Source organism: Micromonospora tulbaghiae, from assembly GCF_900091605.1.
GTDB lineage: Bacteria > Actinomycetota > Actinomycetes > Mycobacteriales > Micromonosporaceae > Micromonospora > Micromonospora tulbaghiae.
In genome coordinates this window covers 212,199-225,275 of record NZ_FMCQ01000003.1, presented here as the reverse complement: position 1 = coordinate 225,275, position 13,077 = coordinate 212,199, and the positions used below count along the sequence as shown (strand labels likewise).

The 13,077-nt window shown below is 74.1% G+C and carries 11 protein-coding genes; 6 read left to right on the top strand and 5 right to left on the bottom strand.

All coding sequences use genetic code 11. The annotated features are described in order from the left end of the window. Positions 1-16: 16 nt before the first annotated feature. The 4 genes from GA0070562_RS09955 (at position 17) to GA0070562_RS09940 (ending at position 4,275) form a co-directional block, all read left to right on the top strand. The gene (locus tag GA0070562_RS09955) at positions 17-994 is read left to right on the top strand and encodes a LysR substrate-binding domain-containing protein (RefSeq protein ID WP_091418980.1); all 978 of its coding nucleotides are present in this window, start codon (positions 17-19) and stop codon (positions 992-994) included. Between the two features lie 40 nt (positions 995-1,034). Then, positions 1,035-2,210, top strand: a complete 1,176-nt coding sequence (locus GA0070562_RS09950; RefSeq protein WP_091418977.1) for an endonuclease — start codon at positions 1,035-1,037, stop codon at positions 2,208-2,210. Positions 2,211-2,327: 117 nt separating this feature from the next. Then, positions 2,328-3,182, top strand: a complete 855-nt coding sequence (locus GA0070562_RS09945; protein WP_091418974.1) for an aldo/keto reductase — start codon at positions 2,328-2,330, stop codon at positions 3,180-3,182. Between the two features lie 109 nt (positions 3,183-3,291). After that, positions 3,292-4,275, top strand: coding sequence for an aldo/keto reductase (locus GA0070562_RS09940; RefSeq protein WP_091418970.1), 984 nt, complete (start codon positions 3,292-3,294; stop codon positions 4,273-4,275). Between the two features lie 97 nt (positions 4,276-4,372). Here GA0070562_RS09940 and GA0070562_RS09935 read toward each other — a convergent pair whose 3' ends face one another. Next, on the bottom strand, positions 4,373-5,917 hold the full coding sequence (locus GA0070562_RS09935) for an MSCRAMM family protein (protein ID WP_139135448.1): 1,545 nt from the start codon (positions 5,915-5,917) through the stop codon (positions 4,373-4,375). Positions 5,918-6,264: 347 nt separating this feature from the next. Here GA0070562_RS09935 and GA0070562_RS09930 point away from each other — a divergent pair, with 347 nt between their 5' ends. Together GA0070562_RS09930 and GA0070562_RS09925 are read left to right on the top strand one after the other, a co-directional pair. Then, positions 6,265-7,278, top strand: a complete 1,014-nt coding sequence (locus tag GA0070562_RS09930; protein WP_091418966.1) for an ATP-binding cassette domain-containing protein — start codon at positions 6,265-6,267, stop codon at positions 7,276-7,278. Beyond that, entirely contained in the window at positions 7,275-8,129 is an 855-nt protein-coding gene (locus GA0070562_RS09925) for an ABC transporter permease (RefSeq protein WP_091418963.1), read from the top strand. Before GA0070562_RS09930 ends, GA0070562_RS09925 begins: the two co-directional genes overlap by 4 nt. Positions 8,130-8,174: 45 nt before the next feature. On the opposite strand, the gene GA0070562_RS09920 is transcribed toward GA0070562_RS09925, so the two are convergent. From GA0070562_RS09920 to GA0070562_RS09905, 4 genes are read right to left on the bottom strand one after another with little or no spacing between them, the layout of a single operon-like run. Then, positions 8,175-11,570, bottom strand: a complete 3,396-nt coding sequence (locus GA0070562_RS09920) for an ATP-binding protein (protein ID WP_091418961.1) — start codon at positions 11,568-11,570, stop codon at positions 8,175-8,177. A gap of 44 nt (positions 11,571-11,614) precedes the next feature. Continuing rightward, positions 11,615-12,022, bottom strand: coding sequence for a hypothetical protein (locus GA0070562_RS09915; RefSeq protein WP_091418959.1), 408 nt, complete (start codon positions 12,020-12,022; stop codon positions 11,615-11,617). Then, a complete protein-coding gene (locus GA0070562_RS09910) occupies positions 12,019-12,279 on the bottom strand; it encodes a class I SAM-dependent methyltransferase (RefSeq protein WP_091418956.1) in 261 nt (86 codons plus the stop codon). The genes GA0070562_RS09915 and GA0070562_RS09910 overlap by 4 nt, the downstream gene beginning before the upstream one ends. A 13-nt stretch (positions 12,280-12,292) precedes the next feature. Next, positions 12,293-13,006 carry a hypothetical protein gene (locus GA0070562_RS09905; protein WP_091418954.1) on the bottom strand — a complete coding sequence of 238 codons (714 nt, stop codon included), beginning with the start codon at positions 13,004-13,006 and terminating at the stop codon, positions 12,293-12,295. Positions 13,007-13,077: the final 71 nt, after the last annotated feature.

The following is a 13,077-nucleotide window of genomic DNA, read 5'->3' as shown; positions in this document are numbered from 1 at the left end:
ACGCTAGGGTGCCCGGATGGATCTGCTGCGGCACCTGCGGCATTTCGTGGTGGTCGCCCGGGAACTGCACTTCGGCCGGGCCGCCGAGACGCTGGGCATGGCGCAGCCACCGCTGAGCCAGTCGATCCAGCGGTTGGAACGGGAGCTGGGCGTCACCCTGTTCGACAGGTCGCAGCGCCAGGTCGGCCTCACCACCGCCGGCCAGTTGCTGCTCGGCGAGGCCGACGAACTGCTGGCCGGTGAACGCCGGCTGCGTCACCTCGCCGAGCGGGTTCGGCGGGGCGCGCTCGGGGTGCTGCGCGCCGGCGTACCCCCGGAGACCCCGGCCGTGACGTTGCGTGCGCTGCTCGACGCGCTCGCGGCCCGCGCGCCCGGGCTCGCCCTCGACCTGCACGAACTGACGAGCGCCGAGCAGCACCGGATGCTTGCGGACGGGCGGCTGGACGTCGGCCTGCTGCACCATCCGGTCGACGGGGCCGGGCTGCGCTTCGGCGAGCCGGTGGACGTGCCGGTAGGTGTGCTGCTGCCCCGGGCGTCTCCGCTGGCCCGGCCGCGGGAGATCGCGCTCGCCGATCTGGCCGGCATGGATCTGGTCACCGCGCCGGCGGTCACCGCGCCCGGCTGGCACGAGCATCTGCTGACCGTGTGCCGGCAGCACGGTTTCGCCCCGGCCCGGGTCCGCCCCGCGCGCAACCCGGAGTTCCTGTTCGGCCTGCTCCTGGCCGGCGGCGCGGTGGCCGTCGAGCCCGCCGCGCTGGCCCGCCGGGAACCACGTGTCGCCTGGCGACCGATCGCCGGCGCGCCACTGGTCCGGCGGATCTCGGCGGCCTGGCCGATCCGGGCGGCGCACCCGGCCGCGCCGATGTTCGGCCACCTCGCCACCGAGACGCTCGCCGCGCCCGACGAACAGGGCGGGCCGGCGCTTCTCGCCCCGGCGACCCGGCCCTGGCCGGTGCTGTTCGAGGCCGGCCGGGACGAAAAGTTGGCCCGGTGACCTCCCGCAGTTCGCCGCATCCCGACTAGCATCGCTGATCATGAATATGAAGCGCGTCACCCGCTCGCGACCCGGGCGGTTGATCGCGGCGGTCGTGCTCGCCGTCGCGGTCGGGATCCCGCTCGGCGTGACCGGTGCCGCGTCGGCCGCGACGCCCCTGACCGTGGCGCAGGCGCTCGCCGCCCAGGACGGCCGGACGGCCACCGTCACCGGCTACGTCATCGGTCAGCCCACCGCCACCAACACGGTGCTCACGTCCGGCTTCACCGCGGACACCGCTGTCGCCCTCGCCGACCAGGCCGGCGAGACCGGCACCGGCCGGATGCTGTACGTGCAGGTGACGGCCGCCTGGCGGAGCACCTTCGGGCTGCTCACCAACCCGTCCCTGCGCGGGCGGCAGGTGACCGCGACCGGCGCGCTCACCGCGTACTTCAGCCACGGCGGGCTGAAGAACCCGACCGCGATGAGCCTCGGCGGCGGCGCCACGCCGAGCCCCACGCCGACCCCGGGCCCGACCGGCACCGCCGTGCCGGACGCGTACTACGCGGCCGCGGCCGGCCGGACCGGGCCGGCGCTGCGCACCGCGCTGCACGGCATCATCAAGGTGCAGACGAAGCTCAGCTACGACCAGGTGTGGCACGCGCTCAAGGACACCGACCAGGATCCGGCCAACCCGTCCAACGTGATCCTGCTCTACAGCGGACGCTCACAGAGCAAGACCAGCAACGGCGGCGGCGCGAACGACTGGAACCGGGAGCACGTCTGGGCCAAGTCGCACGGCGACTTCGGCACCGCCACCGGTCCCGGCACCGACGTGCACCACCTGCGGCCGGAGGACGTGTCGGTCAACTCGTTGCGCGGCAACAAGGACTTCGACTCGGGCGGCGGCGCGGTGGCCGAGGCGCCCGGCTGCTACACCGACGCCGACTCGTTCGAGCCGCGCGACGCGGTGAAGGGCGACGTGGCCCGCATGATCCTCTACATGGCGATCCGGTACGAGGGCGGCGACGGCTGGCCGGACCTGGAACCGAACGACTCGGTGTCGAACGGCTCCACGCCCCGGCTCGGGCGGCTGTCGAAGCTGCTGGCCTGGAACGACCAGGATCCGCCGGACACCTTCGAGAAGCGCCGCAACCAGCGCATCTACGAACGCTGGCAGGGCAACCGGAACCCGTTCGTCGACCACCCCGAGTGGGCGCGGTCGATCTGGGGTTGACGCTCGTCCCCGATGTGAGGAAGCGCGGCGAGCGGGTAGAGACATCCGGTTGGCACGACCGGGGGCAGTCGGCACGGACGCGCCCCCGGGCACCGCACGATCGGAGATGAGGCTCTCATGGCCCAGAACGGCATTCCGGACATCGCACTCAACGACGGCAACACCATCCCGCAGCTCGGCTTCGGCGTCTTCCAGATCGAGCCGAAGGACACCGCCCGGGCTGTCGGCACCGCGCTAGAGGTCGGCTACCGGCACATCGACACCGCCCAGATGTACGGCAACGAGGCCGAGGTGGGTCAGGCGCTGCGCGCCTCCGGGCTGGACCGCGGCGAGGTCTTCGTCACCAGCAAGCTGAACAACGGCTTCCACCGCCCGGACGACGCCCGTAAGGCGTTCGAGCAGTCGCTGCGGGAGCTGAAGTCCGACTACCTCGACCTGTTCCTGATCCACTGGCCGCTGCCCACCCGCTACGACGGCGACTTCGTCTCCACCTGGAAGGTGCTCGAAGACCTGCAGCGCGAGGGCACGGTGAGGTCGATCGGCGTGTCCAACTTCCAGGTCGCGCACCTGGAGCGGCTGGCCGCCGAGGCGGACGTGGTGCCTGCGGTCAACCAAATCGAGGCGCACCCCTACCTCGGCAACGAGGAGGTGCGGGGGTACGACAAGGCGCACGGCATCCTCACCGAGGCGTGGTCGCCGATCTCGCAGGGCAAGGTGCTCGGCGACCCGACAGTCGTCGACGTGGCCGAGCAGGTCGGCCGGACCCCGGCCCAGGTGGTGCTGCGCTGGCACGTGCAGCGCGGCGACATCGTCTTCCCGAAGTCGACCACCCCGAAGCGGATCGAGGAGAACTTCGCGATCTTCGACTTCACGCTCGACGACGCCGCGATGGAGCGGCTCACCGCGCTGGACCGGGCCGAGGCCGGGCGGACGGGCCCGAACCCGGACGAGTTCGACTACATCCCGAACTGAGCAGTCACACGTCGGAGGGGCCCCGGGAGACCGGAGCCCCTCCGCTTGTTGACTTCGCGCGCACTCGAAGGGGCAGGGTGACCGGCAAAGCTCCGACGGGGAGGAATACATGCGCTACCGCACCATCGGCACGGACCCGGCCACCCGCCGCGAGGTCAGTGTGCTCAGTCTCGGCGCGATGCTGTTCGGCACCGCCACCGACGAGGCCACCTCGTTCGCCATCCTCGACCGGTACGTCGAGGCGGGCGGCACCTTCATCGACACCTCGGACAACTACGCCTTCTGGCAGAACGGGGGCCAGGGTGGCGAGAGCGAGGAGCTGCTCGGCCGCTGGCGGCGCAGCCGCGGCATCGGCGGCGAGGTGGTCATCGCCACGAAGCTGGGTGCCCGCCCGCTCGCGCCGGGCACCAGCTATGTCGACAACCCGGAAGGGCTGTCGGCCAAGGTGATCCGCGAGTCCGCCGAACGCAGCCGGGAGCGCCTCGGCGTCGAGCGGATCGACCTGCTCTACGCCCACATCGAGGACCGGACGATCCCGATGCGGGAGACCGTGGAGGGCTTCGCCGAGCTGGTCGCCGAGGGCACGGTCGGGCTGCTGGGCGCCAGCAACCACCGCGCCTGGCGGGTCGAGCGGGCCCGCGCGCTCGCTGCCGCGGCGGGCCTGCCCGGGTACGAGGTGCTCCAGTACCACCGCAGCTATCTGCCCCGGCGTCTGGACGTGCCGAGCGAGCTGGACCCGGACGGCGACGTCGGCTGGGTCGGCCCCGACCTGCTCAGTTACCTGCGTACGGAGCCGCAGCTCACGCTGGTCGCGTACTCGCCGCTGCTGAAGGGCGCGTACGCCAGGCCGGAGCGGCTCGGCGAGGAGTACGTGGTGCCCGCCACCCCGGCCCGGCTGGCGGCGCTGCGGGCGGTGGCCGCCGAGACCGGCGCCACCCTGAACCAGGTGGTGCTGGCCTGGCTGATGGGCGGGGACCAGCCGTCGATCCCGCTCGTCGGTTTCTCCTCGGTGGCGCAGTTGGAGGAGAGCCTGGCCGCTGTCGACCTGGAGCTGACCGCCGAGCAGCGGACCCGGCTGGATTCGGCACGCTGACCGGCACCGGGCCGGGTGGCCGCCACGCCACCCGGCCCGTGCCGATCAACCGGCTCGTGTCACTCAACCGGCTCGTGTCACTCAGCCGGCTCGCCGCTCAGCCGGCCGGGTACCGGTCGACCTCGACGTCAAGCCGCAGCGTTCCGGTGCCCGGCAGTGTCACCTGGGTGGCGTCGGCCGGGCGGGCCGCGCCGTCGTACCAGCCGGCGTAGCTGACGTACGGCGGCGTCCACAGCCAGGCCAGGGTGACCGGCTGGGGGCCGAGCACGCGCAGTGCGTACTCGCCGTCGCGATCCAACGTGCGGCCGATGACCTCACGGGTACGCGCGTTGCGCACCGTCAGCTCCGCGGCCACCGGGCGGCCCTCCGGGTCGACGAGCCGGCCGGTGACCAGGACACCTCGCCGCGCGGCGAGGTTGTAGACGGTGGTGGCGCCGGCCCGCACCGTGACCGGCACGGCCTTGCCCCGCAGGGCGAACCCGCCGGACCACTGGGTGGCGTTGTCGGCGGTGGTGAACAGCAGCGGCCAGGCGTACGGCCCGAGCCAGTCGATCCGGTAGCGGCCCTGCGCGTCCAGGTCCGTTCCCCACTCCGGGAAGAAGCCGGACCCGAGCGCGAGCGTCACGGTGCCGGAGGTCGCCGGCCTGCCGGTGGCCGCACTGGTCACGGTGCCGGTGACTACACCGGCGCGGTCGAGCCGGATCGGGGGCACGGTGACCGTCTGCCCGGCGCGGAGGGTGACCACCCGGGCCTGCTTCGCGTCACCGGTGCCGCCGGTCGCGCCGACCCACTGCGCGCCGTACCCCGATCCGCCGGCGGGGCGGGCGAACAGGTTCCAGGAGCCGGCCTCGACCAGGCCGACGCGGACGTTCCCGGAGGCGTCGGAGCAGTACCGTCCAGGGTTGTCCGGAAGCTCGCCGGTGCCGGCGGGCGCCGGCGTCACACAGGCCCCGGCGACGGGCGCGCCGGTCGCCGCGTCGACCACCCGGGACACCACGTGCGCGGCCGGGGTCAGGTCGACCACCGCGCTGCCGCTGCCGTCGGCCAGGACGGTCACGGTGGTGTCGCGGGGCAGGTGGGAATAGTCGTCGGTGTAGACCCGTACCTCCTGCGGACCGGGGACGAGCGGCGGCACTGTCACCTCACCGTCGCCGCACAGGTTGCGGCGGGTGTCGACGTACACGCAGACGCGGTCGATCGGGGCGCCGGTGACCGCGTCACGCGCCCGCAGGGTCAACGGGCTGGGCGTGAGCAGGCGCTCGGAGACGTCCGTCGTGCCCCCCGCGGACACCCGGACCGTTCCGGCCCCCGCCCAGTCCGTCCGGCCCGGCACCCACTGCCGCAGCGAGTCGTCGGGCAGGTCGGGATCGACGTACCCGGGACTGATGGCGATCTTGTAGTCGCCGGCCGGCACCTCCACGCGCAGCTGCCCGGACTCGTCCAACTGGAGCAGTTGGACGTCGTAGCCGCTGTCCGCGGCCACCACGTCGACACTGCCCTGGCTCGGGGTGCCGTCGGGCGCGATGACGGTCAGGTGGAGGACACCTGCCGGCTCCTCGGCCGCGCCGGCCGCGCCGGGTGAGACGGTGACGGCCAGGGCCGCCACGGTGAGTGCGCCGAGCACTCTTCGGACGATGGACACGGTGGACCCCTCTCGGTTTCAATGCAGGGAGAGGCGTCCGCGTAGCCACAACCGGGACACGCCCCCGTGCGTCGGATGCCGGCGCAGCATATGGCAGACGATCGATCGGGCGCTGTCGGCGACCGGTCATCCGGCGGACCGCTGCGGGAACGGTCATAACCCGCCTTCCTCCCGTACCGGCCACCGTCGGCCGGGGATCCACCCACCGCCAGAACCGATCTGGCGGGCCGTCTGGCGCCTTCGGGGTGAGGCCGGTACAACCACAGCTTCCCGGCCTCGTTGAAACAGGCGATCGGCCTGGCGGCAAGCCGCCTGTCGAGGACATCGACGACGAGAGGTAGCTATTCATGAGCAACCGGAACACCGGCCTGGCCGTCGAGGCCGAGGGCCTGGTCCGGTCCTTCGGTTCGACCCGGGCACTCGACGGGCTGGACCTGCAGGTTCCCGCCGGCACCGTCTACGGCGTGCTGGGCCCGAACGGCGCCGGGAAGACCACCGCCGTACGGGTGCTCGCGACGCTGTTGCGCCCGGACGGCGGCACGGCCCGGGTCTTCGGCCACGACGTGGTGCGTGACGCCGACGCGGTGCGCTCCCGGGTGAGCCTGACCGGCCAGTACGCCTCGCTGGACGAGGACCTGACCGGGGCGGAGAACCTGGTCCTGCTGGGCCGGCTGCTCGGGCTGGGCCGGGCCGGCGCCCGGGAGCGGGCCGAGCAGTTGCTCGCCGCGTTCGGGTTGACCGAGGCGGCGGGACGGCAGGTGAAGAAGTACTCCGGCGGGATGCGCCGGCGCATCGACATCGCCGCGAGCATCCTCAACACCCCGGATCTGCTGTTCCTGGACGAGCCGACCACCGGGCTGGACCCGCGCAGCCGCAACCAGGTGTGGGCGATCGTGCGGGCGGTGGTGGCGTACGGCACGACGGTGCTGCTGACCACGCAGTACCTGGACGAGGCGGACCAGCTCGCCGGCCGGATCGCGGTGGTCGACCACGGCCGGGTGATCGCGGAGGGCACCCCGGGCGAGCTGAAGGCGTCGATCGGCGCGGGCAGCGTCCACATCCGGCTGCGTGATCCGGGACAGCGGCCGCAGGCCGAGCAGGTGCTGCGGGCGTCGCTCGGCGTACCGGTGCAGCTCGCCGCGGACCCGGCGGCGCTGACCGCCCGCGTCGGCGAGCACGGCACCGACCTGGAGGCCGGTACGCAGGCGGCGCGTGCGCTCGGTGAGCTGGCCGCCGCCGGCATCGTGGTGGACGACTTCTCCCTCGGCCAGCCCAGCCTGGACGAGGTCTTCCTGGCCCTGACCGACCACCCGGCCGTCCCGGCGGACGAGCGGGACGACGAACTGGAGGCGGCGCGATGAGCGACACCGCGATCACCACCGGGCGGGCGCCGTCCGTCTACATGCCGTCCGCCGAGGCGCTGGCCACGGTGCTCGCCCCGGCCGAGCGGCCGGCCCGGCCCAGCGCGTTGTCGGCGTCGCTGACGTTCGGCTGGCGCGCGCTGCTGAAGATCAAGCACGTGCCGGAGCAGCTGTTCGACGTGACCGCGTTCCCGATCATCATGGTGCTGATGTTCACGTACCTGTTCGGTGGCGCGCTCGCCGACAGCCCGCGGGCGTACCTCCAGTTCTTCCTGCCCGGCATCATGGTCACGAGCGTCGTGATGATCACCATGTACACCGGGGTCGGGTTGAACACCGACATCGAGAAGGGCGTCTTCGACCGGATCCGTACGCTGCCGGTCTGGCGGCCGGCGGCGCTGGTCGGGATGATCTTCGGCGACGTGCTGCGCTACGTCCTGGCCGCCGTGGTCATCCTCACCGTCGGCGTGGTGCTCGGCTTCCGTCCCGACGGCGGGCTGCTCGGGGTGCTGGCCGGGATCGGGCTGCTGGTGATCTTCTCGTTCGCGTTCTCCTGGGTGTGGACGTTCTTCGGCCTGGTGCTGCGCAGCGAGAAGTCGGTGATGGGGACCAGCATGATGGTGCTGTTCCCGTTGACCTTCCTGAGCAACGTGTTCGTCGACCCTTCCACCATGCCCGGTTGGCTGCAGGCGTTCGTCAAGGTCAACCCGATCACCCAGCTCGTCACCTCGGTCCGCGCGGCGATGGCCGGCTCGATGGACGGCCCGAGCACCATGTGGATGCTGCTCTGGAGCGCCCTCTTCGTGGTCGTGTTCGGCACGCTGACGATGTACCGCTACAACCGCCGCTGACGTGTCGACGGTGGCGGGGTCCACGCGGCTCCGCCACCTCGTCGGTCAGAGTCGCCAGGGCACCGGCTCGGCCGGCCGGTACCGGCAGGCGCCGCCGGTGGTGACCGACTCGCGCAGGTGGGCGGCGAGCGCCGGGTGCCGCTCGTCGATGCGGCGCAGTGTGTCCCGGATCCGCCCGGTCACCGCCTTGCGCGCCCGTTCCGCCTGGTCGCCGAGACGCCGGCTGCGCCCGGCCAGCCCGGCGGCGGCACGCAACTGGTCGAGCAGCGCCGCGCGCTCGGCGTCCAGCTCGGCCAGCCGCCGCTCGTCGTCGCGGGCCGCCGCGCGGTCGATCTCGTCGTCGAGCCGCCGCAGGTGCCGGCGGTAGCGGGCCTTCGCCTCGTCGTCGAGCACCGGATCGGCCCCGAGGCGGCGCGCGGCGACGAGTTCCGGACCGGCCGCCGGGTCGAGCAGTTCGACGGCCGGCACGTCCGCGCCGGGCCGGCTCAGCAGCAGCCGCAGGTCGTGCAGCCCTTTGGCGTCGGGCAGGTGCACCACGATGCCGTCGTACCCGAGGCGCCACACCGGCCCGTCCGGCCGGAACTCGGGCCGGATCACGTCCGCACCGCCCGCGCCGGGGTCGGGCGACCGCCCGTGGACCACACCCGCCCGGGACAGACCCGACGCGGTCCGGCGGCCCGCCGACGACGCGACGGCCAGGGCCGGAGCGCCCGCGCCGAACCGGGCCGCCACCGGCGCGACCACCGCGGACGCCGCGGCCGGGGCGGGATCCGCCGCGCCCAGCCGGTCCACCACCTGGACCATGCCCAGCGCCCGCGCCTCGGCCACCGTCTCGGCACGTAGCCGCCGCGCCTCGGCCGCGTCGCCCGGCCCGTCGCGCCCGGCGAGCGCGCCCACCAGTCCGGCCCGGGCCAGCACCGACCAGGGTCGGGCGCCCAGCCGGTCGGCGGCGGCCCGCGCCGCGGTGTAACAGTCGATCGCGTCGTCCCACCGGCCCTCGGCCGCGTCCACCATGGCCAGCCACAGGTCGACCGGGCCGCCGATGTCGCACCCGAACAGCGCCGCCGTCCACTGCCCGCGGTGCGGGGCCAGGTCGCTCCGCACCGCGGCGCAGCGGGCCGGGTCGCCGTCCACGGCCGCCGCCTGCGCCCGCAGGCGCAGCCACAGCGGCGACACCGACCGGGGGTACGCGGTGCCGGCGGCCTCGATCGCGGCGGTGAGACGCAGCACCGTGGCCGCGTCGCCGCGTTCGGCGGCGGTGAGCGCGCGGAGCAGCTCGGCCTGCGGGTGCCCGGCGCCCACCCGGTCGAGCACCGCCTCGGCATCGGTGACGCGGCCGTACAGCAGCAGCACCGACCAGCGCATGTGGTGCGTCATGAACGCGTGGTCGGAGTGCGCCGGCTCGCGGTAGCTCTCCGCCTCGGCGAAGCACGCCTCGGCGGTGGCGAGGTCGCCCTGGAAGGCGGCGATGATCCCGCTGTCCGAGAGCGCCGCCACCCGCTGCCGGTCCACGTCGCCACGTTGCGCGCCGGTCACGAACGCGGTCAGCTCGTGCCGGTAGCCCGGGTCGCCCAGCTCCAGCAACGCGACCCAGCGCAGCGCCGTGGCCCACAGCTCGGTCTCCCGGTCGCCGCTGCGACGGGCCACCTCCCGGATCTCGGCGGTGACCACGGCCCGTTCCCGCGCGGTGCCGAGCCCCCAGGTGGTGTCGTGTCGGGCCCACAGGCTGAAGGTGAGCGCCTCGTCGTCGCGGCCGTGCCGGGCCAGCGTCTCGGTGGCGGTGATCAGGTCGGTGACGAGCGCGCGTACCGGCCGCTCCGGCTCCGGTTCCGCGATCAACCGCCGGTACGCCTCCCGGACCAGCTCGGCGGCGTCGAGCCGGCGGCGGGTGGCGGAGTGCTGCCGGTGCGCGATGAGCGCCACCCGGGTCAGCACGCCGGGATCGGGCAGCTCGCGTGCCAGCGCGGCGGCCTCGGCCAGCAGCCGCTCGACCTCGGCCGGCGGGCCGGCGTGGTACAGCAGCCCGGCCAGTTCCAGCAGCACCCGGACCCGGCGGCCGGGCTCGCCGGTCAGTTCGAGCGCGCGCCGGTAGTGCCGGACCGACTCGTCCATCGCGATCCGGCCCCCGGCGTCGCGAGCGGCGGCCAGCAGCAGGTCACCGGCGCGTTCCGGCTCCAGCTCGGCGCCGGCCAGCCAGGCGTGCCGGGCCAGGTGGGCCGGGCTGAGCGGGCCGGCGAGCGCGTCCGACCGGTCGACGGCCCGGACCACGGCCGCGTGCCGGGCCCGCCGCTCGTCCTCGGCGAGCCCGTCGTAGAGCGTCTCGCGGACCAGGTCGTGCACGAAGACGAACCGGCCGTCACTGCGGGGCAGCACCAGCCGGGCCGCGGCGGCGCGGCCGAGCAGCCGGTCGATCTGCGCGACGGGAGCGGGTACGCAGGCGGCGAGCGTCCCCCTGTCGAACTCGCGGCCGAGCACCGCGGCCACCGTGAGCGCGTCGACCACCGGGGCGGGCAGTTGGTCGAGCCGGCGGCGCACCACCTCCCGTACGCCGGGGGCGACGGTGTCGGTGAGGCCGTGGGTGTGCCAGAGCCGGGCGGTCTGCTCCACGAAGAACGGATTCCCGCCGGTGCGCCGGTGTACCTCGTCGACCAGGCTCGGAGCGGGCTCCCGGCCGGCGGTACGGGCGATCAGCGCGGCCACCTCGGCCCGGCCCAGCCCGGTGAGCGTGACGGTGGTGGCCTTGGCGGTCAGTGGCAGCAGCCACGGCCGCAGCGGGTGCTCGCCGGATTCGACTTCGGCGTCCCGGTAGGTGCCGATCAGCAGCAACCGTTCGAACCAGGCGTGCTGGGTGACGAACTGGAGCAGCCGCAGCGACGCCGGGTCGGCCCAGTGCAGGTCGTCGAAGACCACGGCGACCGGCCGGTGCTGGGCGACGGCGACCAGGGCGGCGGTCACCGCGTCGTGTCTGTCGAACTCGGCCCGGCCGGCGTCGCCCGGCTCGGTCACGTCGCCTGGCTCGCTCACGTCGCCCGCGGCCCGCATGTCGCCCGGCTCCGTCGCCGCATCGCCTCCCGGTGCCGGCCCGCCGCGACGAGCATCGCCCGCCGCGCGCTCGCCCAGCAGTGCGGCCAGGCCCGCGGCGGCTGCCTCCCGTACCCCGGGCGGGTCGCCGTCGGACCGGGCCAGCCGGCGCAGCACCTGCACCCAGGGCCAGTAGTCGGGGGCGGTGTCGGAGTCCCAGCAGGCGGCGCCGAGCACCAGCGCCCCGCCGCGGCGGGCCTCGTCGGCGGCGGCCGAGACCAGTGTGGTCTTGCCGATGCCCGGCTCGCCGCTGACCAGCACGAGACCGCCGTGGCTGTCGACCAGCCGGGTCACCTCGGCGCGCAGCAGTGCAGCGGGGTGCTCCCGCCCGATGATGTGTCCGCCGAACCTCGGCTCCATGACCTCACGACGCTAGTCGAAGGGTCCGACAAACAGGGGCGCCCTCAGAGCCGCGCGTCGGTGACGACGTGCGCGCACGCCGGGCAGGCCGCCGGTCCCTGTTCGGCGAACCACCGGCAGGTACGCCGGATCGCGCACTTCGGCAGCGTTTCCTCGGCCGGCGGGGCGGTCTCGGCGTACGAGGCGGCCATCCGGGCGCCCAGCCCGCAGTGCGAGCCGGTCCAGAAGCCACAGGACGAGGTGACGCACGGGCCGGCGAGCCGGGCCCGCGACTCGATCGGCTCGTCGGAGTCACCGAGCCCGGCGAGCGCCACCTCGGCCGGTACGGCCGGGGTCACGTAGGCCACCCGGCCCGCCGGAGTGATCATGCCGAGGAACACGGTGGCGTTCGACGCCGGGGTGCTCGGGCACATCCGCTCCGGCGTGCCGGCCGGCCGGGCGGCGTCGGTCACCGCTGGATCCAGAACCCGATGTCGTTGATCTTCTGCCCGAGGTCCTGGGCGAACGGGCCGTCGATGACCCAGAGCCCGTACCACTCGGGACGCAGCTTGATGTTGCCGTGGCCGACGGTCAGCGGGTTGGTCAGCCTGGCGTCGGCGGTACGCAGCGCGGCCAGGCCGGCCTTCTGGATCTCCGCGGCGATCAGGGTCTGCTGCTCGGGGCTCAGGTCGACGCCGTCGACCACGAAGCGGAACTCGTTGCGGGCCATGTGCTACCTCCGGTCACTCGTACGATTCGGTGCCCAGCCCGCGACGCAGGCTGGTGCGGGTGAAGGCCGCCCAGCCGGCGTGCGAGGCGGCGTCGGTGCGATGCCCGGCGCGGGCGAGCACCCGGGCGGCGTGCTCCGCCCAGCTGTCGGCGGTCGTCGCCGCCTCGCCCCACAGTTCACGGCAGGCGGCGACCGCGAAGGCGACCTGTTCCGGCGCGCCGGTGAACCCGGCGGTTCCGTCGACGATCCGGATCGTGCCGTCCGGGCGGACCCGCACGCTCGGGAAGTGGTGGTGCAGGCTGGCCAGCGTGGCCAGGTGGGTTGCGTCCCGCCGGCCGGCGGCGAAACCGGCGCGCAGCTCGTCGTCGCGGCGGTGCCGGATCCCGTGCAGCACCAGCGCGTCTCCGGCCGCCTCGATCCGGGCGACCACCTGCACCGGCACGCTCCAGGCCGCCGGCGAGTTCGCCGACCAGAACGCCAGCCAGGCGGCGAGCCGGGCGTGGAAGTCGGCCTGGACGGCGACCGGGAGCGCGGACCCGTCGGGTGCGCGCAGCGCGGCGGTGGCGATGCGGTCCCGGGTGATGAGCGGCGTCGCGGGGCGGCCCGGTGCGGCCGCCGCGGCGCCGGTGGTGGAGGCGACGGCCAGGCCGGTCACTGTGACCGCCGAGGCCGCCGCCGCGCCGGCGAGCAGTCGCCGACGGTCGAGCGGGTGTCCGTTGTCGTTCATCGTCGGCCCTTCGTCGACGGCAGTGGACCGACGCTATCGACCGGAAGCGATCAGAAAAACACCCTGCGTGA